16 protein-coding genes and 2 pseudogenes are annotated in these 20440 nt (G+C 57.5%); 9 read left to right on the top strand and 9 right to left on the bottom strand.

Going from position 1 to position 20440, the window contains the following annotated elements; all coding sequences use genetic code 11:
- Positions 1 to 8 precede the first annotated feature (8 nt).
- The 6 genes and pseudogenes from RYC18_RS08565 to RYC18_RS08550 form a co-directional block, all read right to left on the bottom strand.
- On the bottom strand, positions 9 to 1763 hold the full coding sequence (locus RYC18_RS08565; protein WP_316885206.1) for an ABC transporter permease subunit: 1755 nt from the start codon (positions 1761 to 1763) through the stop codon (positions 9 to 11).
- Positions 1764 to 2238: 475 nt separating this feature from the next.
- The gene (locus RYC18_RS26385; RefSeq protein ID WP_370684024.1) at positions 2239 to 2943 is read right to left on the bottom strand and encodes a methyl-accepting chemotaxis protein; all 705 of its coding nucleotides are present in this window, start codon (positions 2941 to 2943) and stop codon (positions 2239 to 2241) included.
- Between the two features lie 198 nt (positions 2944 to 3141).
- Positions 3142 to 4128: pseudogene (locus RYC18_RS26380) on the bottom strand (methyl-accepting chemotaxis protein); the annotation flags it as partial.
- Between the two features lie 214 nt (positions 4129 to 4342).
- Entirely contained in the window at positions 4343 to 5053 is a 711-nt protein-coding gene (locus RYC18_RS26375) for a methyl-accepting chemotaxis protein (RefSeq protein WP_394342716.1), read from the bottom strand.
- 159 nt (positions 5054 to 5212) lie between these two features.
- Positions 5213 to 5380 (bottom strand): annotated as a pseudogene (locus RYC18_RS26370) (HAMP domain-containing protein); the annotation flags it as partial.
- A 1424-nt stretch (positions 5381 to 6804) separates the two neighbouring features.
- The gene (locus RYC18_RS08550) at positions 6805 to 7029 is read right to left on the bottom strand and encodes a DUF6555 family protein (protein WP_002555969.1); all 225 of its coding nucleotides are present in this window, start codon (positions 7027 to 7029) and stop codon (positions 6805 to 6807) included.
- Between the two features lie 425 nt (positions 7030 to 7454).
- Here RYC18_RS08550 and RYC18_RS08545 point away from each other — a divergent pair, with 425 nt between their 5' ends.
- The gene (locus RYC18_RS08545; protein WP_002555970.1) at positions 7455 to 8336 is read left to right on the top strand and encodes a manganese catalase family protein; all 882 of its coding nucleotides are present in this window, start codon (positions 7455 to 7457) and stop codon (positions 8334 to 8336) included.
- A gap of 38 nt (positions 8337 to 8374) precedes the next feature.
- Positions 8375 to 8572: a hypothetical protein gene (locus RYC18_RS08540; RefSeq protein ID WP_005744917.1), complete on the top strand. Its 198-nt coding sequence runs from the start codon at positions 8375 to 8377 to the stop codon at positions 8570 to 8572.
- A 270-nt stretch (positions 8573 to 8842) separates the two neighbouring features.
- On the opposite strand, the gene RYC18_RS08535 is transcribed toward RYC18_RS08540, so the two are convergent.
- Both RYC18_RS08535 and cysC read right to left on the bottom strand, forming a co-directional pair.
- Positions 8843 to 9361: a DUF4142 domain-containing protein gene (locus tag RYC18_RS08535; protein WP_316885195.1), complete on the bottom strand. Its 519-nt coding sequence runs from the start codon at positions 9359 to 9361 to the stop codon at positions 8843 to 8845.
- Positions 9362 to 9513: 152 nt separating this feature from the next.
- Positions 9514 to 10116 carry an adenylyl-sulfate kinase gene (gene cysC / locus RYC18_RS08530; RefSeq protein ID WP_016982183.1) on the bottom strand — a complete coding sequence of 201 codons (603 nt, stop codon included), beginning with the start codon at positions 10114 to 10116 and terminating at the stop codon, positions 9514 to 9516.
- A 216-nt stretch (positions 10117 to 10332) separates the two neighbouring features.
- Between cysC and RYC18_RS08525 the strand changes: the two genes are divergently transcribed.
- The 7 genes from RYC18_RS08525 to RYC18_RS08495 all read left to right on the top strand — a co-directional run bounded on the left by RYC18_RS08525 (position 10333) and on the right by RYC18_RS08495 (position 18764).
- On the top strand, positions 10333 to 11784 hold the full coding sequence (locus RYC18_RS08525; protein ID WP_029241028.1) for an iron-containing redox enzyme family protein: 1452 nt from the start codon (positions 10333 to 10335) through the stop codon (positions 11782 to 11784).
- Positions 11781 to 12725: a class I SAM-dependent methyltransferase gene (locus RYC18_RS08520; protein ID WP_316885189.1), complete on the top strand. Its 945-nt coding sequence runs from the start codon at positions 11781 to 11783 to the stop codon at positions 12723 to 12725. The genes RYC18_RS08525 and RYC18_RS08520 overlap by 4 nt, the downstream gene beginning before the upstream one ends.
- 174 nt (positions 12726 to 12899) lie before the next feature.
- On the top strand, positions 12900 to 13313 hold the full coding sequence (locus tag RYC18_RS08515; protein ID WP_057404171.1) for a VOC family protein: 414 nt from the start codon (positions 12900 to 12902) through the stop codon (positions 13311 to 13313).
- Between the two features lie 529 nt (positions 13314 to 13842).
- Complete coding sequence (locus tag RYC18_RS08510; RefSeq protein ID WP_316885185.1) at positions 13843 to 15987, top strand: TonB-dependent receptor; 2145 nt, start codon at positions 13843 to 13845, stop codon at positions 15985 to 15987.
- Entirely contained in the window at positions 15987 to 16766 is a 780-nt protein-coding gene (locus RYC18_RS08505; protein WP_316885183.1) for an ABC transporter ATP-binding protein, read from the top strand. The genes RYC18_RS08510 and RYC18_RS08505 overlap by 1 nt, the downstream gene beginning before the upstream one ends.
- 1 nt (position 16767) lies before the next feature.
- The gene (locus RYC18_RS08500; RefSeq protein WP_316885181.1) at positions 16768 to 17727 is read left to right on the top strand and encodes an ABC transporter substrate-binding protein; all 960 of its coding nucleotides are present in this window, start codon (positions 16768 to 16770) and stop codon (positions 17725 to 17727) included.
- Positions 17724 to 18764, top strand: a complete 1041-nt coding sequence (locus RYC18_RS08495) for a FecCD family ABC transporter permease (protein ID WP_004667166.1) — start codon at positions 17724 to 17726, stop codon at positions 18762 to 18764. The genes RYC18_RS08500 and RYC18_RS08495 overlap by 4 nt, the downstream gene beginning before the upstream one ends.
- A gap of 95 nt (positions 18765 to 18859) precedes the next feature.
- On the opposite strand, the gene RYC18_RS08490 is transcribed toward RYC18_RS08495, so the two are convergent.
- Positions 18860 to 20425: a carbohydrate porin gene (locus RYC18_RS08490; RefSeq protein WP_316885179.1), complete on the bottom strand. Its 1566-nt coding sequence runs from the start codon at positions 20423 to 20425 to the stop codon at positions 18860 to 18862.
- Between the last annotated feature and the right edge of the window lie 15 nt (positions 20426 to 20440).

Here is a 20440-nt window from a genome sequence, read left to right as displayed (position 1 = left end):
AATCAAAATCACACAAGACTCAGACGCCGCTCGGCAAACCCGTACAGCGGACGCCACAGCAACCGGTTGAACGCGATCACGAAGATCGACATGACAACAATGCCCAACGCAACGCGTGGAAAGTCTCCCGCCTGAGTCGCGTTGGCGATGTAAGAACCCAGCCCTGCCGCTTCCAGATGCTGATCACCCCAGGACACCGCTTCAGCGACGATACTGGCGTTCCACGACCCACCCGATGCGGTCAGCGCCCCGGTGACGTAGTAGGGGAACACCCCCGGCAAGGCCACACGCCGCCACCACTGCCAGCCGCGCATGTTGAATATCGTGGCCGCTTCGCGCAGGTCAGTCGGCAAGGCGCTGGCCCCTGCGATCACGTTGAACAGGATGTACCACTGGGTGCCGAGCACCATCAGCGGCGAAAGCCAGATGTCCGGGTTCAGGTGCAGGCCGACAATCGCAATCACTGCAAAAGGAAACAGTACGTTGGCTGGAAAGGCCGCCATGAACTGCGCTATCGGCTGCAAGCGTTCAGCCCACACGGGGCGCAAGCCGATCCATACACCGACAGGCACCCAGATCAGGCTGGCAATGACGATCAGGACAATCACCCGCACCATTGTTGCCAGCCCCAATCCCAACGCGGTGACCAGGTCGCTCATGCCCAGCGATGTCTCGATGAACCTGAACAGGTAAACACTGCCGGTCAGGCAAGCAGCCATCACCAGGGCCAGCCATAGATAGTCGAGCAACCGGGCAACGCCAGGCGTGAGCTTTACGTTCCACAGCCGGGATACCACGCGCCAGTCGATCAGCATCAGGCATTTGCATGGCGCAGCGAGGATCGAGCCCAGCATCGGTGCCACCCGCGAGCGACCCAGCAGGCTGTACATCCAGGAGCGCGGACGCTTTGACGACGCGGTTTGCTCGAAGCGAAACTTGTCCGCCCATGCCACGATCGGCCTGAACAACAATTGGTCATAGGCCAGGATCACCAGCGCCATTGCGCCCACCGCCCAGGCAATCGCAGCAAGGTTTTTCTGCTCGATGGCCAGCGCCAGCCACGAGCCGATGCCGGGCAAATTGACCGTGGTGTCACCTACCGAAATGGCTTCGCAAGCGACCACAAAAAACCAGCCGCCGGACATCGACATCATCATGTTCCACACCAGCCCCGGTACGGCGAACGGCAGCTCCAGGCGGGTAAAACGCAGCAGTGGAGACAGTCCGAACTGCCAGGTGACTTCATTCAGGTCGCTCGGCACGGTACGCAGTGACTGATAGAAACTGAATGCGAGATTCCATGCCTGGCTGGTGAAGATGGCAAAAATCGCTGCGCATTCGACACCCATTTGCCGACCGGGGAACAGCCCCATGAAAAAGGTCACTGTGAACGTCAGAAACCCCAGTACCGGAACCGATTGAAGAATATCCAGCGCCGGGATAATCACCTGCTCGGCCTTACGGCTTTTGGCCGCCAGCGTGGCCACGACAAACGTGAAAACCAGCGAAGCGGCCAGCGCGATGAACATGCGCAGCGTGGTGCGCAATGCATATTCGGGCAGGCGCGCAGGGTCGAGGCTCATCGGGCTTGAGTTCAGCGCGGCAAGTGGCTGCATCATCTGGCCCACGCCATACAGCACCAGCGCAAGAAACACGGCAATAACGACCAGGCAAATACCATCGGCCCAATAAGGAGTGCGCGCACCGGGTTTTACAAAACGGGGCGTGCGCAGGCTTTTACCGAATTCAAATATCGAATGCATTGTTCACCTCGAATCGGCTGTGCAGGCGCGTACCCGCCAGCGTGATAAACAAACAGGCGGTCGGCGATAACAGAAAAAGGCCGTGAGTTAATAGTTGCCGGACAGTGAGTAAAGCTTATCGAGTTTTGAACAACTGTTAAAACCTGCAAACGTAGGTCATGTTTATCTGTGAGTATGAGTTATATATACCAACGTATATTTGCAGGACTAACGGGTATGCCGTTCTGAATGTTCTGCGCCCGATCGTGAACAGTCGGCGCTGCGTAGATTGGTGACGCGGAGCGTCACACACGGCATTCCTACGCTGGAGCGTGAGGAACGATAATCTAAGCTATCGTGCGACGCTCTGCGTCGCATGCCGTTCTGGACGCTCTGCGTCCTCTTTATGACTTCTTAGCTGGAGCGCAGGGAACGAGAGGTGTCCGAAAGAACACCTCACGCGCCCCGCGCCGCACGGGCACAACAGTGCGCTGGTTCAGACGCGGAAGTGGCTGACCATCGTTTGCAACTGGCCTCCCAGACGCGCCAGTTCGACGCTGGAGGCTGCGGTTTCTTCGCTGGCTTCGGCGGTCTGTTCGGATACGTCGCGAACGTTGACGATGCTGCGGCTGATTTCGTCGGCCACCGAGCTTTGTTGCTCGGCGGCGGCTGCGATCTGCTGGTTCATCGCCTGAATATTCGACACGGTCCGGGTGATGCTTTCCAGTGACGTACCGGCCCTGCGCGTCAACTCGACACTGCTGTCAGTCAGTGTGCGGCTGCCAAGCATGATGCCCGACACCTGACGCGTGCCATTCTGCAATGCCGCCACCAGGCCCTCGATCTCCTCGGTGGACTGCTGGGTCCGTTGCGCCAGGCCGCGGACCTCGTCGGCCACCACGGCAAAACCGCGACCGGCTTCCCCGGCACGCGCGGCCTCAATGGCTGCGTTGAGTGCCAACAGGTTGGTCTGCTCGGCAACCGCCTTGATTACATCCATAACCTTGCCGATCTTGTCGCTTTCCTGCTCCAGCACGTTCATTGCATCGGATGAGCGAACCACCTCGGCGGCCAGTCGCTCGATCTGCTGGATGGCTTCGCCGACGACCTTGTCACCCTCACGGGCCTGCTTGTCGGCATCGGAGGCAGCAACGGACGCCTGCTCGGCATTGCGTGCCACTTCGTGCACGGTGGCCGACATTTCATGCATGGCGGTCGCCACCTGATCGGTCTCGACCTTCTGGCTGTTGACCCCGGCGCTGGTCTGCTCGGTAACCGCCGACAGCTCTTCGGCAGCGCTGGCAATCTGCGTGACGCCGTCACGAATACCGGAAATCAGCTCGCGCAGGGTGGTGCCCATGCGCTGGATGCCCTGCTGCAATACGCCCAGTTCGTCACGTCGGGTGACGGCTTCGGTATGAGTCAGGTCGCCAGCAGCGATGCGCTCGACAATCGCCAGCGTGTCGCGCAGCGGCCGGGTGATCTGCCGGGTAATGACGATGGCCGCAAGAATGCCCAGCAACATGACCAACAGCACGCAACCGATCTGCAGATTACGCGCCTGAGCAGTGTCATCCTTGCCCATCTGCATCTGAATGCCATACAGCTCTTCGCCCAGTTTGACGATGGCAGCCCCTTGGGAAGTCAGGTCCTTACGCACGCTCGCAGCAGTCTGAGTGGTGGCCTTGAAAGCCTCGACCGAGCTGCGGTAGCTACGAAGAGCGCTTTCAAACTGGGCAATTTGTTCGCGGTTGGCAGCGCCAAAAGTGGTTTTGAGCCTGTCCAGATGACTGATCGCCGTATCCAGTTGCTGAAAAGCTGCTGTCTCGGTCTTGTCATTGGGGTTGCTGGTATAACCACGTACTTCATAGCGAACCAGAATCAGGTCTTGCCTGGCGGCAGTCGCCAGTTGGGCCTGATCAAAACGCGCCGGGTCCGCAGGATCGATCTGCGTGACGGCATCGTTCAACGAGTCGACAGCCCGCATGGCAACCATGGCATTGGCGGTCATCTCGTTACGCACTTTGGCGCCAGCCTGAAACGCAGCGCGCATGCTGTTCAACGAGGCTTCATAGTCACGGGTGACATCGGCCAGTTCGCGCAGAGGCTTGAGGTTGAGCGGGTTGTTGAAGCTGATGAGCAGTGATTGCTGCTGCGCCTTGAAGACATCCAGCTTGCTCTGCATGTTTTGTGCGGCGGTTTCATCGCCGTCAGTCAGCATATATTGCAGGCGCGCGACCCGCAGATTGGTCAAGTTGTCACTCAACTCAGTGATGTCGCCGATTCTGTCGGTGCGATTGATGAGTTTATCGAGGCTGGTCCAGCCGACCAAGGCGAGAATGGCAGTGAAAAAAAGAACCGTCCCAAAGCCCAATGCCAACTTCATGTTGACGCTGATATTCGCAAAGCTGCTGTTCATAAAATCTCCTGAAAATGCTTTTTGTGCGCGACGAAAGAGCTGAAGATTTGTTTTTATGGACAGCAAACCCGCGCGCCAGAGCTATCGGCTGCAGAAGAGCAAAACTTGATCAAAAAAAGGCAATCAGCGTTCGAACGCCGATTCGAGAGGAGAATCGGGGGGCTGCAAGCCCCCGATCCGGTCAGGCAGTCAGCTTGAAACGCGCCACGACATTGCGCATGTCGGTGGCAACTCGCGCCAGTTCTTCGGCAGTGACCGCATTGTTGTCGATACCCAGCATCAAGGTCCCGGAGCTGTTGCGGATCTCCATGACATTACGGTTGATGTCTTCGGAAACCGCATGCTGCTGCACCGCGGCGCTGGCGATCTGAGTGTTCATCTCGACGATACGCTCGACGCCCTGGCTGATGCTCGACAGGCTGCCAGAAGCATCGCTGGCGGCACTGATGCACGCTTGAGCCTTTTGCTGGCCGGCCTGCATCTGCTGCACGGCAACCTCGGTGGCACTTTGCAGTTGCTGGATGATGTTGCGGATTTCTTCGGTCGACGCCTGAGTGCGCGAAGCCAGTGTGCGGACTTCATCAGCCACCACAGCAAACCCACGGCCTTGCTCGCCAGCCCGGGCCGCTTCGATGGCAGCATTCAGGGCCAGCAAGTTGGTCTGATCGGCAATCGTACTGATGACCTGAATAACCCCACCAATCGACTGACTGTGCAGGGCCAGCGCCTGGACTTTCTGGGCGCTGACTTCCACTTCTTCAGCCAGAGCCTGAATGGTCGAGTGGGCCTGATGCATGATGCGCAGCCCGTTACGCGAGGCAGTGTTCGCTTCATCAGCAGCCAGCGCAGCACCTTCGGTGTTCTGCGCTACGTCGGCCACGCTTGTGGTCATTTCGTTGATGGCCGTCGCCACTTGCTCGGTTTCAGCCTGTTGCGCGTTCATCGACTGCTTGGCCAGACCGATGGAGGTGCCCAGGCGGGCAGCTACATCAGACAGCTCGTATGACGTGCGGTCCATGTGCGAAATGGAGCTGGCGAATGCTTCGGCCATCAGGTTCAGACCGTTGGCGATGTCAGCCACTTCGTCCTTGCTGCTCACCTGTACACGGGCGCTCAGATCACCGTCGGCCAGGCGACGGGTGACGCCCAGCAGACCATCAATGGTCAGGCGCAGGGCACGGTAGATGCTGAAGAACGCATAGAGCAACAGCAAGCCCATGATTACGCACATGGCAATCACGACTTCGCGTTGCAGCAAGAGCGCGTCGTAACGCGTATCCAGTTCACCTTGAAGCGCACTCTGGATTTCGTCCTGGGCCTTATAAAGCCCGGCTACCACGGCGTTACCGCGCGCGCTCAGCGCCTGCCCCTGCTGCACCGAGAACTCTGTACCTTTAACGTAGGCGTGCAGGTCGTTGCGAAAGCTGTCCATCGTCGAGGTGGCCGAAGCGATAGGGTCGCCAATGCGGGCAGCAAGCTCTGGAGCACGACGCTTGAGCAGTCGAATGCTTTGCTCCAGCTCCGCGCGAAATTGCAGTTCGATCTTCAACAGGCTTTCAAGCGAGCCGCGCATCGGTACGCTTAGCCCCTGACCGGTACTCAAACCGGCTGTGATACCCCGGATCTGACCAGCCACGTTGATTTCTCTGGGCATACGAATGGTGCTCAGGTCGATCAGAAACAGCGACGCATAATCTTCGTCGAGCACCATGCCCGAGGTAGCCGAGACGTAATAGATAAAGTTGAGTGTCTGGGCCAGTTGCTCATTCCACTGTGCAAACACCTCGTCTTGCGAAAGACCAGGCTTGAGACTTTCCATCAGGGAGCGCGCACCTTCGCGAAGACGCTGCACGCGACTCTCGGTCTCCAGCAGACGTCCTTGACGGGCATCCATGTCGGCGAGGTTACCAAGCGCTGTTTCAAGCTGGGTGCGGTTGCTGGCCAGATCCTGGGCAGCGGAGGCATCACCGGCGAGCAAACGGTTGGTTGCTGCACGCTGCAGCATGGAGAGTCGCAGAACGGGTGTCATGACATGCAGGTATTCGCGACCGATACGTTCCTGGGCAACGGTGTCGATGCTCGCATTCAGACTGTTGAAAACCCGAAGACCAAGAACGATCAGCGGGATGACAATGATGATGGCTAAAACGGCAAACTTGGCAGGGAACCGCAGGCGATTGGTAAGGTAAATACCAGGCGAAAGGATGTTCATAGTGGTCTCTATTTTAATTAGGGTGCCCGATCCGGCTGAAAAAGCTCCTTTATTTCTTTGCATCACGGCAGGTGCAAGGTCAGTGGTACCACCTCGAAGGGAATCATCCATTCAGATAGAGGCATAGTGACATCACTTCAGAGCTGTGCCCTATCAGGGAAGTTCAATGAGGCCATAATCTGATACCGGGCTATCGGCAGGGCCACGTAGAACGTGAGGTTGCGGGGATTTGCGGCGGGGAGCGGAAGCGGGGTGTGAGGTGCGGAGCTTGCGATGAACGCTGATCCAAATGAGGTGAATTCAGCTCAGTATGGCGGGAAACGGGTGTCCATCCGGCAGATCTGCCGACCACAGATTTTTCAGCGCGTACACCGTCGTGCGGCATCGTGACGCACGACGGTGAGCTTCATAGCGTTTTGAACGAGGACCTTTCAAGCCCTCGTCCACTCCACGTTCGACAACCCGAGCTTTTCAGCTTGAGGCTTGCTCAGCTTTGGTACCGGGTCGGAACGGTACTTGGGGATCGCACCGAATCCTGCATCCACCGACGCCCAGTGCCAGGCTTCTTTATTGTCCATGACAACCGCTCTTATATAGAACGTCTTGTAACTGCCATGCAGCAGGTAATCGATACGGTAGTGTTTTTCATCAGCCATTGTGGTGCTCCTGCTTTGTCGACTCGCAAAACAGATCGCAGGGTTTTCGAAAAATTCAAAATATTAATGCCATAATGTAAGCGATATCATATAGCCACCCTCACTCATGCCGATAGGGATGGCCGCAAGGCTATGACAACTAATAGACTTTGTTTATAACCCGTCTTTTTTGAATTTTTCGCCAACACAGACGGCTTACGCTCTGAGCATTGCCTGCGGGGCCTCTGAACTAAGAGTGTGTTGTTTTTCAAACATTCAGCGAATAAGAAAATTCTATTGAACCCGGATTTTCAGGCCGTTCATCCCGTTCACTAAATTTATACGCAACGTCTACATCCCCGCTTTCTCATATCCAGTGACTGCGTTGAATAAAACCCATCCAGGTGGGTTGACGCTTCCCAAAAGATCACGCCTGAGGATACGACATGTTTATTCATAACAAGCGGCTTCAATATACCGTGCGGGTAGCTAGACCAAACCCTGGACTGGCCAATCTTCTGCTGGAACAGTTCGGCGGTGCCCAAGGCGAGCTGGCAGCAGCCGGACGTTATTTCACTCAAGGGTTGAGCGAGGAGGATCCAGGCCGTAAAGACCTGCTGATGGACATCGCCACCGAAGAGTTGAGCCACCTGGAAATAGTCGGCTCGATTATTGTCATGCTCAACAAAGGCGCCAAAGGTCAATTGGCTGAAGGCATCGAAGAAGAAGGCGAGCTTTACCGCTCCATCAACGGCAATGGCAACGACTCCCATATCACCAGCCTGCTGTACGGGGCCGGTGCGCCGTTGACCAACTCTGCCGGTGTGCCTTTTACGGCGGCCTACATCGATACCATTGGCGAGCCAACGGCTGACTTCCGCTCCAACATCGCTGCGGAATCCAGAGCGAAGATTGTTTACGAGCGTTTGATGAACGTGACAGATGACCCGGGCGTGAAAGAGGCACTGGGCTTTCTGATGACACGTGAAATCGCTCACCAGTTGTCTTTCGAAAAAGCCCTGCACGCCATCCAGCCCAACTTCCCGCAGGGCAAGCTGCCAGGCATGCCGGAATTCACCAACAAGTACTTCAACATGTCCGGTGAACCCAATGTACGCGGTCCGTGGAACCAGGGCGGTGTCTGGGAGTATGTGGAATCGCCACAACCGGCTGTCGATGGCGGCGATGGCACTGCTTCCGTCACGCTGGATGCCAAGGATGCAGAAGTGCTGGAAATGATGAAGGAGCGGACCCAGTCAGATCCGACTGCCAACCCTATTACCGGTGCGGATCTGGGTTCTGGTTTTGTACAGGGCAAAAATGTTTGAAACGGGTTTAAGCCTGTCTTGTTCAGGAGAACGGAATCATGAAAAAACTTCGCTCCCGTAAATCTCTCCCGTCTCAGGGCGAGTTGGATACTGCGTTGACCGACGTGGTGTTTGTAAAAGGGCTTCGTGCTTTCGAGGCTCAGGCGCTGCTCGCACGTCGGGGTCTTCAGGTGGTGATGGCTATGAAGGTCTTCGGAGTTGGAACCTTGCTTGATAACAACCTGCCAGAACGCTGATCACATTCGGTCATCAATGGCACACGTTCTATAAGGCGAGTCCCCGGGCAGGCTGGACACCAGCCTTGCCTGTGGATAAGTCACTCGGTTACTGAAAAGGGTATAACCATGACTCGTATGACCATAGAAAATTTGTTCATTCACGAACGCTCAGATGTTTGCAGCGCCGAAAGTCATATCATTCAGTGACGTCTCAATAGCCGCATGACGTTACCTCTCGCCAGGAAGATGTCATCATGCGCAATATCCCATCACGTTTTTACAGTTACATCACTTTTTGGCAGCGTCGTCGCCATGCGCAGCAGAAAGTTTTTTCGCATGTTCAAGATGCTGCTCAAGTATTGGTAACGTGGCTTTGGCAAACGCCTTGAGCTCGGGGTCATCACCGTTCTCGGCCTCTTCCTTGTACAGTTTGGTCGCCTGCTCATGCGCAATGACCTGAGTATTGGCATACGCTTGATCAAACGACTTCTTGCGCATTTCCAGAATGGCGGCCTCGGCTTTGTCCATCAGTATGGGGTCCTCGGACAGTTCAAGGTTCTTGCTTTTGGCAATCGCTGCCAGCTTATCGTTAGCAGCCGTGTGGTCTGTGACCATTTGCTGAGCAAACTTCTTCACGTCGGCAGACACACCCTTCTCATCCTGTACAAGCTTGCCGACCAGAACTTCTGCGATCCCTGCTGCAGAAGCATCTTTTACAAAGTCATCAGCGTCCTGCGCAGCGGTAGCCACTTGAGAGCCTAGCGAAAGCACGATGGCAATGGCGCTCATGCGAAAATAATTGTTCATTTTCGATCATCCTTGTGTGGGCTGAATACATCATCGTTATCGACGATATAGACGTTTTGACCCACGCCCAAAACCTGTGTTCAGCCTGTCCGACCGCTTGCAGCAAAAGGCCGATGTCGATGATCCTGAACCCAGCAGGTGAGCCAGCCAGCTTATGTATTCAGACTGAGCAGTCGTAAAACTCGCTCAAGACAGTCATCCATTGATAATTGACTGGTATCAAGACAAAGGGCGGCGCCAGCAGGCGGTTCGTAAGGGGCGCTGATGCCGGTAAAGTCTTTCAACTCGCCTGCCAACGCCCGGCGATAAAGCCCTTTAGGGTCACGCTGAATGCAGGTTTCAAGCGGTGTGCTGATAAACACTTCGATGAAGCGTTCGTGACCAATGATCGAGCGAGCGGCTTCCCGGTCGGCCTCATAGGGCGAAATGAACGACGAGATAACGATCAGGCCTGCGTCATTCATCAACCGGGCGACTTCAGCGATGCGCCTGATGTTCTCCGAACGGTCTGCCGCAGCAAACCCCAGATCCCGGCACAAACCCTGACGTACGTTGTCGCCATCCAGGGTATACGCAAGCCTGCCAAGGTCCATCAACGCTCGCTCCAGTGCAAACGCTATGGTGGACTTTCCGGAGCCGCTGAATCCGGTCAGCCAGACTGTTTTCGGCGTTTGCTTCAAATGCTGCTCACGGTCTGTCGAGGACACTTGGCTGGTTTGCCAGACAAGGTTCTGTACGCCATGTGAGTTGTCCATGATCGCCTGTTCCTGATGTGCACACAGAACGAGAATACATTTTTTCCGCGAGGCATTCGTGCTCATGGAATAACCACATCTGCCACCTATCGGCCCTCGGCAAAATACGCTGAATTTCCCCGTATCACGATACTCACTTATCTACGCTGCATAGAAAACAGAAAGTCTCGCGTGACCGCGTCAATCGTGATTTTCAACTGCCGAGGTACGATTTTCATGACGTCTCTTCAAGTGATGACTGGCAATGCCGTCGTCAAAACCGTCGTTGAAGAAGCCTGTTCAAAAACCGTCTATCAATCATGGATGAGTGAACGTGCTCCAGAATATCAACACGATGCGGTCATGTTTCTGAATCACTGCCTGGCCCAGGCCGAGCGGGAAAACTGCGACCTTCCGGCTCAGCCTGAAGCGCTGGAACACTGGATGGAGCAGAACGTAGGGGGCGTAGCCGATCACTATGCGCTCTACCTTGAACAACGTCGCGCCGGGCAGCCCAGGCGATTTTTCAAGACCAAGGCTCACGCGATGTATTTCATTCAGCAGGTCGCGCCGACCAAGCTGGTTGACGGCGCATGGCTGTATGGCTTGCTGCCGCATTGGGCAGACTACCGTTTTCACGGTCTGATTCGTACTTACCTGGAAGAACTGGGCGACGGCGAACAGGCGCAGAATCATGTCTCCCTTTATCGCAAGTTGCTGGCCGACCTGGACTGCGACACCAGCGCCCCACTGGCAGATGACGCCTATCTGCAAGGCGCCATTCAGCTGTCATTGGGGCAACTGAGCGAGCAGTACCTTCCCGAGGTGATTGGTTACAACCTGGGCTATGAACAGCTGCCGCTGCATTTGCTCATCACATCGTTCGAACTGAATGAACTGGGCATCGACCCTTATTACTTCACGCTGCATGTGACGATCGATAACGCCAGCACCGGCCACGCACGCAAGGCTGCGCAGAGCGTTCTTGAGCTGTTGCCTGTGGGCCAGGAACGCGACGAATTTTATCGCCGTGTTGCCAATGGCTACAGGCTGAACGAGTTGGGCATGGGCTCTACCCAGGTCATCCAGTCGTTCGATCTGGAGCAGGAAGTGATCGCCATGCTGGAGCGCAAGCGGACCTTTGGTCAGCACATGCATTCCGACTATTGCCGTCTGGACGGCAAGACGGTCAACGAGTGGCTTGCCGAGCCCGACCAGATCCCGGAGTTTCTTGCCGTGCTGCAAAACAGGGGCTGGATCAAGCGTCACGAAGACCCTCTCAATAGCCGCTTCTGGAAATTGTTCGAAGGGGTCGGTGCACCGATGTTCGGCGTGTTCAATGGCTACGAAAAGCAATTGGTGCACGACTGGATCGCCGGCGAATGGCTGTCGGATGGCAGCGCTCAGCAGCCTGTCGGCAAGCGGCTGCCGGAAGCATTTCGATCCCGTTTCCGCAATCTGCAAGGCGGCGCTCAGCCATCGCCGGTTCTTGCCGTGCCTGCATCGGCGGATGCTGACCCGGATGTGCGCGAGCTGCACATGAAACTCGAGTCGGCAGCAGCGTCCGAGAAGATGTCCACGTTGATCGAAAGCATGTCCCCGGCAAGGCACGCGACAGCCGCCGGGCTGCATGCCACTCGCCTGTTTGTCAGCAGCATGGCCGAGCGAGTGACAGGAGCCCGCCCATGACTCATTCACTGCCCGACAGCGCCGCGCTGATTGCGCTCGCCCAGCGCCTCAAAACCAGTGGCTATCGTTTCATCACGCCCACGCCGTTGACTCATCAATACGTCAATCAACGCTCGGAAAACCGCATTGCCGCGTCACTGCGGGATGTCTTCGGCTGGAGCCGTACGATACCGGAATCCATGCTTCCGGTTGCAGAGGCTCAAGGGCTTTTGGAAGCCGGTATTCTTCAACGCAGCGAAGACGGCTTGAAGAGCCGGGTGAGATTTTCAAGCCTGAATGACTTGTTGCTGGTGCATTCCGCGTTTCCTACCGGCGATGAAGACTCGGTGTTTTTCGGTCCGGATACCTATCGCTTTGCGCACTCCATCAATCGTCATCTGCAAGGCACTTCACACTCGATCAGCCGTGCTGTCGACATCGGCTGTGGCACCGGCGCTGGTGCCCTGCTGATCGCAGTTGCGCGCCCGCAGGCGCAGGTCTACGCCGTCGACATCAACCCCAAGGCCCTGCATTTCGCTCAGACCAACGCCAGGGTGGCCGGGCTGGAAAACATGCAATGCTGCCACAGCGACATCCTCTCGGGTCTGACGGGCAACTTCGACCTCATCGTTGCCAACCCGCCGTACATGAAAGACGCCAAACGCCGCGCCTACCGCCACGGTGGTGACGCATTGGGCGCGGACCTGTCAGTGCGCATCCTGCGTGAATCACTGGATCGCCTTACCCCGGGCGGCTCGTTGGTGCTCTATACCGGCGTGGCCATGGTGGGCGAGCACGACCCGTTCTTCGAGGCCGTACGCGACGATATCGATCATGCGGCGCTGGCATGGACCTATCGCGAACTGGACCCGGATGTGTTTGGCGAAGAGTTGCTTGAAGAGGGTTACGAAGACGTGGACCGCATTGCAGCGGTGGAGCTGGTGGTGACAAGGCGGGCATAGAAATGCCCCGCAGGCCCACTTCGGTGTCCTTTAATAGTTCAGGCTTATAACGCACATAAGAACCGAGCATTGGTCAGCCCGTCGGCCTCCCGGTAAAACTTGCCACACGCCCTTGATCAACGAGAAGCCGTTGATCAGGGAAGACTTGTCGCAAAACGGAAGGGATGACACCACATGCTACGACTCAACAAAATTATCGAAACGGCGCTCTATGTAGAGAACCTCGCCAAGGCCAGGGACTTTTATTCCGACACCCTTGAACTGGATGTCATGTTTGAAAGCCCGACATTGGTGGCATTCAATGTGGGCGGTGTAAGTACCTTGCTGCTGTTCAAATGCGGAGCTTCACTGCAGACGCAGTATCTGAGCGGCGGAGAAATACCGCCTCATGATGCGCAAGGGCGAATTCATGTGTGCTTCGCTATCAACGCCGACCAGATGCAACCATGGTCTGATCGCCTTGCTCAGGCCAAAGTGGCCATCGAAGGCCGGACTGAATGGCCCCGGGGCGGATCAAGCATTTACTTCCGCGACCCCGATGAAAATCTCGTCGAGCTGCTGACGCCAGGGTGCTGGGCGATTTATTGAGTCGTTATTGATCCGTAATCCCAGCATATTTCTTTGCCGCATGCTGCTCAGCGAGCACGGCGTTCGTGATTTTTTCGATGTAATCAAACACCTCTTCCTGCACTGAATATACGCAATGCTCGCGGCGGTTTTTGGAGACAGTAAATGACCCGGCAGATCCTCCGGATCGAGCGAAACGCCTGGAGGCACGGCCAGGGTTTCGCCGGTTTGCTCAATCCTCGTGACAGGCTGAACCCTTGCCGGTCGATGCAGAGGGAAGCCCGCGAGCTTTAGCGATTCCTGATGCCGGGCATATCCAGCCAGATGCATGGGAAAATCCTTTGTCAGTCTACGCGTCCAGGTTTTTCTTACTCAGCAAAGAAAATCCTGACTTCGAGCGACTGCGCTCGTTTTTTCTTGATTAACCAGTGATAAGCGTAGGTCTTCTCACATCCTTGGAGAAAAACAGACGTGTATATCGCCGCCAAAATGTTATGTTATAACACTAACAAATCATCAAGCGCAGTCCTCCAAAGCGACCCTTCAATCCATGATCAGCCCTCTTTTCCAGTCCCGCCGTGTAGTCACAACCCTCTGCCTGCTGGCCAGCAGCGCAGGTTACGCAAACGCTTCCGAACAGGTCGAGCTTGCCCCGTCCATGATTAAGGCTACGGCCCAGTCGCAAGATGGAGAGCATCTCGATTCAGTTACCCATGCCGGTTCTCGCCTGTCATTGACGGCCTTGCAGACCCCGGCCAGCACCAGCTCGCTGAATGGGGACGAGGTGCGCAGTCGCGGTGACGAAAATGTGCAGCAGGCTGTGGCCCGCAGCCCCGGTATCACGGCGATCGGTACACCCGGCGACGGAGGCACGGCGTTGTCCGCGCGTGGTTTCACAGGTCAGGGCTCGGTGATGCAATTGTATGACGGCAGCCGCATGTACAGCGCCATGGGCACCGTCACCATGCCGGTGGATACCTGGGCAATCGACCGCATTGAAGTGCTGCGCGGCCCGGCCTCCGTGCTCTATGGCGAAGGCGCTACCGGGGCAGTGATCAATGTCATTCCCAAGAAACCTTTTGAAGGCGATATCGAAAACCACCTGCGCCTTGGCTACGGTTCGTACGATAGCCAGCAGACCGCGCTGGACAGCGGCGGCTCGTTAACCGATCAATTGAGTTACCGTTTGAACCTCAATCAGCTGCGCAGCAACGGCTGGATCGATGACGGCGACTCGCAAAGCACGTTCTTCAGTGGTGCCCTGCGCTGGCAGGCCAGCGAAGACCTGACGTTCACCCTCGCCCATGACGGCGGCAATCAGCGCCCGATGAACTACTTCGGCGTGCCGATGATCGATGGCCGTTATCACGAAGGCTTGCGAGACAAGAACTACAACATCGAGAACGACAAGCAACATTACGACGACCAATGGACGCGGCTGACCACCGACTGGCAGATCTCCGACCGGCTCACCTCATCCAACGAGCTTTACTACCTGACCTCGCACCGACGCTGGCAGAACGCCGAAAACTACAACTGGGACGCTGCTACTCAGCAGCTGTCGCGCAGCGGCTATTTCAGCATCAAGCACAATCAGGAGCAGGTGGGAGATCGGCAGACGTTCACCTTCAAACACAGCCTGGGCGGGCTGGATAGCCAGAGTGTGCTGGGAATGGACGTCAACCGTATCCGTTTCAAGCTGACCAACAATTCGCCCTACAACGATGTGAATCCCGCGGGAGACCCCATTGATATCGAACATCCGGCACCGGGCAATTTTCAGAGTGCGTCGCCCTATTCGGAGCTGTTCAAAAGCACGACCCGACAACTATCGGTCTTCGGGGAAAACCGCACGCAGCTGAGCGACCAACTCTCGGTGATCACAGGCGTGCGCCGTGACTACGTGGATATCGAACGCAACGCCCTGCGTGACGACAGCCGCACAGAAAAGGACCTGATCGGCAACAACTGGAAAATCGGACTGGTTTACGCGCTGACGCCGGACAGCTCTGCCTACGCTCAATACTCGACCAGCACCGATGGCGTTGGCAGCCTTGTCTCTCTCAACCCCACACAGCAACAATTCGACCTGGCCACCGCCAGGCAATCGGAGGTGGGTTTCAAACAGTCACTGTGGGACCAGCGCCTGGAGTGGACGCTGGCGGCTTACCATATCGTCAAGAAAAAGCTGCTCACTACCGATGCCGGCAATCCTGACCTCACCCAACAGGTAGGCCAGCAGTCTTCCGATGGACTTGAGGCCAGCATGAAGCTGCAACTGCCGCAGGACTGGGCCCTGACCGCCAACGCGGCCTTCGTTCGTGCGCGCTATGACCAATTTGATCAGAGCGTATCGGGCGTGGCCGTCTCGCGTGACGGCAATACACCCGTCGATGTGCCAAAGCGCACGGCCAACCTGTGGCTCGACAAACAGCTCGGCAGCGCTGTACAGATCGGCGCCGGGCTGCGCTACGTCGACAGCCGATACGCCGATATCGCCAACACCCGCGAACTGCCCGCCTACACCGTGGCGGACGCCAGCCTGTCATGGAAAGCACTGCGCAATACCACGCTCGGCTTGCAGGCGCGCAATCTGTTTGATCGGCAATACGCAGCGAGTCAGTACAACGAAGGCCAGCAATGGATTCTGGGTGAACCCCGCTCGCTGTACGTGACTGCGGACCTGAGTTTCTGATGCTTGCGCTAGAGCGTATCGCGTGGGCGCCGGAACAGGCGTCGGTCTGCGCGCACGAACACTTCGCCCTGAAAGATATCGACCTGCAGATCGCTGCCGGCGAGTTTGTCGGCCTGATCGGTCCCAATGGCAGCGGCAAGACCAGCCTGCTGCGTTGCGCATTCCGCTATAGCCGTCCGCACAGCGGCAAGGTCGCGATCAACGCTCACGATATCTGGTCCCGCAGCCCGCGCTGGTGCGCCCGGCACGTCGCAGTGGTCGCTCAGGAATTCCCCGATGCATTCGGCCTGACGCTGCTGGACGTGACGAGCATGGGCCGCGCGCCTCATCAGGGCTTCTTCGCTGCGGACAGCGCCCACGACCGCGCGATTGTGCAGAGCGCTTTGAACGCCGTAGGGCTGGCGGGCTATGAACAGCATCGGTTCGACACATTGTCCGGCGGCGAGAAACAGCGTTGCCTGCTGGCGCGGGCACTGGTGCAAGAACCTCGGTTGATGGTGCTGGACGAGCCGACCAATCACCTGGACCCGCGCCATCAACTGGAACTGCTGGGACTGGTCAAGCAGCTCGGCGTGGCGACGCTGGCCAGTATCCATGACCTGAACCTGGCGGCGGCATTCTGTGATCGCCTGTGTGTCATTCATCACGGCAGGCTCATTGCGCAAGGCACGCCCCAGGAAGTGCTGACCCCGGAAATGCTGCTCCACGTATTCGGCGCCAAGGCGCTGGTCGACAGCCACCCTCTGCGTGATTACCCGCGCATTACCTGGATACCCTGAAATGAACGCCCTGCTCACCCGCCTGGCTTTGATTACCTTGTTGTGCAGCCCGATGGTGCAAGCGCAACCCAGCGCCTACCCCGTCACCGTGCAAAGCTGCGACCGCTCGGTGACCTTCACGGCTGCGCCGCAGCGTGCAGTCAGCAACGATGTAAACCTCACCAAAATGATGGTTGCCCTGGGTTTGCAATCACACATGGTCGGCTACAGCGGTATCACCGGCTGGAACAAACCTGATCAGGCCCTGCTGCGCGACCTTGGCAACCTGCCCGAGCTGGCCAGCAAATACCCCTCTCTGGAAACACTGCTCAATGCCAACGCCGACTTCTATTTTGCCGGCTGGAACTATGGCATGCGGGTGGGTGGCGACGTCACGCCGCAGAGCCTGGCCCCATTGGGTATTCAGGCCTATGAACTGACCGAGTCCTGCGCGCAGATAATGCCGCGCGCTGAAGCCACACTTGCGGATGTCTACAACGACTTGCTGAACCTGGGCCGGATATTCGACGTGCAGGCGCGCGCAGAGGCGCTGGTTGCGCAAATGCGCCGCAGCGTGAGCGAGGTTCAGGCAAGCGTGGCAGGCAAATCGTCGCCCAGGGTTTTCCTGTATGACAGCGGTGAAGACCGGCCCATGACCGCCGGGCGTCTGGCCATACCCCAGGCACTGATCAGCGCCGCGGGCGGGCAGAATGTCATGGGCGACGTCGCGGCCAGCTGGACCCACGTCAACTGGGAATCGGTTGTGCAAAGCAACCCCGAGGTTATCGTGATCGTCGACTACGGCGAAGTCAGCGCCGCGCAGAAACAGCACTTCCTTGAAAGCAACCCGGCGCTGCAATCCATCGACGCGATCCGCAACCGACGCTATGTCGTGCTGCCCTACGTGGCGGTGACGCCAGGCATCGACAACGTCGCGGCCATCGAGACGCTTGCAGCAGCATTTCATGACGTGACGCGATGACCCTGGCGCAGTGGCTGACCGAGCACCCTCGCCGTTACACGGGTTTGCTGATCACTCTGACGCTCGTGCTGCTGATGTCATGTCTGGTGTGCATCACCTTCGGCGCGGCCCCTGTGCCGTTGAACCGGGTGATGGATATCCTGATGTTCAAGCTGTTCGGCGCCAGCGAAAACCCACCTCTCTGGACCGCGGGACAGGAAACCATCGTCTGGCTGATACGCACGCCCCGCGTGTTACTGGGCGTACTGGCAGGCGCGGGACTGGCTCTGATCGGCAGCGTCCTGCAAGCCGCGACGCGCAACCCGCTGGCAGACCCTCACCTGCTGGGCGCGACCTCGGGCGCGACACTTGGCGCGGTTATCGTGGTCATGCATGTAGGAGAAGTGCTTGGCACGCTGACATTGCCACTGGCTGCGTTTGTCGGCTCGCTGGTCAGCCTGTGCCTGGTGCTGTGGCTGGCCAGCCACAAAGGCCGACTGGACAGCCAACGCCTGCTGCTCGGCGGCGTGGCCGTGTCCTTTGTAATGATGGCGATCGCTAACCTGTCGTTGTTTCTGGGCGATCACCGCGCCAGCTCCTCAGTGCTGTTCTGGATGCTCGGCGGCCTGGGGCTGGCGCGCTGGGAGCTGCTCGTTGTGCCACTGATCACGGTTCTGTCTGGCTGGGTTCTTTTGCAAGGGCTGGGTCGTTCCCTGAACGCATTGATGGGCGGCGATCAGACCGCCACAAGCCTTGGTCTGCAAGTACGCAACGTGCGCCTGCTGGTTTTCCTGATCGCCTCACTGATGACCGGCGTGCTGGTTGCGCTGTGCGGCTCCATAGGTTTCGTCGGCCTGATGGTGCCGCACATCGCCAGACGTCTGGTGGGCTCGGAACATCGACGACTGTTGCCCGTCGCCACGCTTCTGGGTGCTTTATTGATGATCTGGGTGGATGTCGTCTCCCGCACGCTTATCGCGCCAGAGGATCTGCCTATAGGTATTGCGACGGCATTGTTGGGAGGGCTGTTTTTTATTTTCATGATGAAGCGCGGTTGAAGGAACCACTCGATAGGTAGAAGGGTAATTTCTCATGACACTCACGCAGCATCGCACTGAGCCTGACTGTTCACTGGCACTTCTGAACTACCGCACTAGAACCAGGTTTCCATCTGAATGCCAAATTGCCAGACACCACCGGAGTTGAAGTCGGTTTTGCCGAAGTTGCCGGTTGTGCTGTAGCGGTCCAGGTCCGAAGACCAGTTCATGAGGCTTGCGAACACTCGCAATTCGGGACGCGTTAGCAGGTCACCCATGTCCGGCTTGAAGGTCGGCGCAACCGTGAATTTCCAGAAGTTGCCGTCGACTGCATTGCGTTGCAGGTAGCCTTTGGGGTCAAGGTCCATGGTTTGCCAACTCAGCTCGTAGGCCATCTCGAAGTTACTGTTGATCTCGTTGGCCAGGCGCATGTTCAGCGTGAGCCAGCGGTAATCGTCGCCTTTGACGTAGCGGTCTTTGCTCTGCTCGGCCAGCAAGCTGGGACCGATGCGCCACCCCGGCGCAATAGGCGTCTCGCCATACATCGCCAGACGCACCGCGCGGGCGTCGTCGATCAGTTCGCCATCCGCGCCAATGTCCTTGACCTGAGCCCCCAGGCCCTGCCCATAGAGCAACGCCGTCTTGAAGAAGCCTTCCCTGCCGAAAAAGTCTTTCTGGTGATTGGCCAACATGGTGTGCAGGCCTGAATCTGCGGGCGCAAAACCCGCTTGATTGGTGCGCGTGCCGACGTCGTTTTTCTTTGCGCCAATGGCGTTGAACATCCACTGCCACTGACCATTGTCGAAGAATTGGTTGGAGGTCAGGATGTAGCTTTCCACATCGGCATCGACGCCGCCCTCACTGAAATCTCCGTAGTTACGTCCAATCAGGGAATAGTTCGATCGCCAGTCCTTGGTCATCTGCACATCGTAGATACCGCCACCGGTACCGGCCAGGAAGACCACGTCCGAGTCCAGCCAGTGGATATCGAAGTTATCCCTGTCGAATCGCTTGCCGGCCCACAGTGTGGCGTTCTCGAACACCGAATTCCCCTTGAAGGCGGCGATATGGTCGAGTTCGGTAAATACCTGACGCACGTTCAGGCTGCTTTCTTCGGCTGTCCAGTCGTTATAGCTCTCAACGCCATCGGCGATGGAGACCGTGAATTTGGAACGCGTGCCGTTCTGCGCGTAGATTTCTTTCGACAGATCGAAGCGCATGTAGGTGTCGTCTTCGTTACCCAGGCGCCCGACCGCTCCACCGACTGAACCGGCCGGGGTCGTATAAGGCCCACCGCGACCGCCGCCCAAACCGTCGTTGATCAACAGACCGGAGCGAGCGTAGCCCTTGAAGCTGAACCCGTCGGTGAGGTGTCCGGCACTGCCTGGCTTGTCCATGCTTTGCTGGCGGGCTTCGAGTTTTGCCACGCGATCATCCAGGGCGGGTGCTGGACTGGACGCCACAGCCGGGGCGGCAGGCTGCAAAGCGGGGTTGGCGAGTTTGATTTGCTGCAGTTCCCTGGCAAGTGCCTGAGTTTGCTGTTCGGCTGCGGCGGCACGCCGTTCAGCAGCGCTGGCACGAGCTTCAAATGCAGCCATCCGCTCTTCCAGAGTCGCGGCCTGAGAGACGGTTGTCGAGGTGCCGAGTACCCCTGCGAGTAGCCATCTTGATGCGTTCTGCATGTGGACTTCCTGTTT

Origin of the sequence: Pseudomonas syringae group sp. 247E2, assembly GCF_032587795.1 — a bacterium.
GTDB lineage: Bacteria > Pseudomonadota > Gammaproteobacteria > Pseudomonadales > Pseudomonadaceae > Aquipseudomonas > Aquipseudomonas amygdali.
The sequence above is the reverse complement of the archived record's forward strand: the minus strand, read 5'-3'. Positions and strand labels throughout refer to the sequence as shown.

Bases quoted from the DNA above. Each gene is read 5' to 3' on its own strand.
- RYC18_RS08565 (WP_316885206.1), bottom strand. From the start codon at position 1,763: ATGCATTCGATATTTGAATTCGGTAAAAGCCTGCGCACGCCCCGTTTT.
- RYC18_RS26385 (WP_370684024.1), bottom strand. From the start codon at position 2,943: ATGTCGGCCACCGTGCACGAAGTGGCACGCAATGCCGAGCAGGCGTCC.
- RYC18_RS26375 (WP_394342716.1), bottom strand. From the start codon at position 5,053: ATGACCACAAGCGTGGCCGACGTAGCGCAGAACACCGAAGGTGCTGCG.
- RYC18_RS08550 (WP_002555969.1), bottom strand. From the start codon at position 7,029: ATGGCTGATGAAAAACACTACCGTATCGATTACCTGCTGCATGGCAGT.
- RYC18_RS08545 (WP_002555970.1), top strand. From the start codon at position 7,455: ATGTTTATTCATAACAAGCGGCTTCAATATACCGTGCGGGTAGCTAGA.
- RYC18_RS08540 (WP_005744917.1), top strand. From the start codon at position 8,375: ATGAAAAAACTTCGCTCCCGTAAATCTCTCCCGTCTCAGGGCGAGTTG.
- RYC18_RS08535 (WP_316885195.1), bottom strand. From the start codon at position 9,361: ATGAACAATTATTTTCGCATGAGCGCCATTGCCATCGTGCTTTCGCTA.
- cysC (WP_016982183.1), bottom strand. From the start codon at position 10,116: ATGGACAACTCACATGGCGTACAGAACCTTGTCTGGCAAACCAGCCAA.
- RYC18_RS08525 (WP_029241028.1), top strand. From the start codon at position 10,333: ATGACGTCTCTTCAAGTGATGACTGGCAATGCCGTCGTCAAAACCGTC.
- RYC18_RS08520 (WP_316885189.1), top strand. From the start codon at position 11,781: ATGACTCATTCACTGCCCGACAGCGCCGCGCTGATTGCGCTCGCCCAG.
- RYC18_RS08515 (WP_057404171.1), top strand. From the start codon at position 12,900: ATGCTACGACTCAACAAAATTATCGAAACGGCGCTCTATGTAGAGAAC.
- RYC18_RS08510 (WP_316885185.1), top strand. From the start codon at position 13,843: ATGATCAGCCCTCTTTTCCAGTCCCGCCGTGTAGTCACAACCCTCTGC.
- RYC18_RS08505 (WP_316885183.1), top strand. From the start codon at position 15,987: ATGCTTGCGCTAGAGCGTATCGCGTGGGCGCCGGAACAGGCGTCGGTC.
- RYC18_RS08500 (WP_316885181.1), top strand. From the start codon at position 16,768: ATGAACGCCCTGCTCACCCGCCTGGCTTTGATTACCTTGTTGTGCAGC.
- RYC18_RS08495 (WP_004667166.1), top strand. From the start codon at position 17,724: ATGACCCTGGCGCAGTGGCTGACCGAGCACCCTCGCCGTTACACGGGT.
- RYC18_RS08490 (WP_316885179.1), bottom strand. From the start codon at position 20,425: ATGCAGAACGCATCAAGATGGCTACTCGCAGGGGTACTCGGCACCTCG.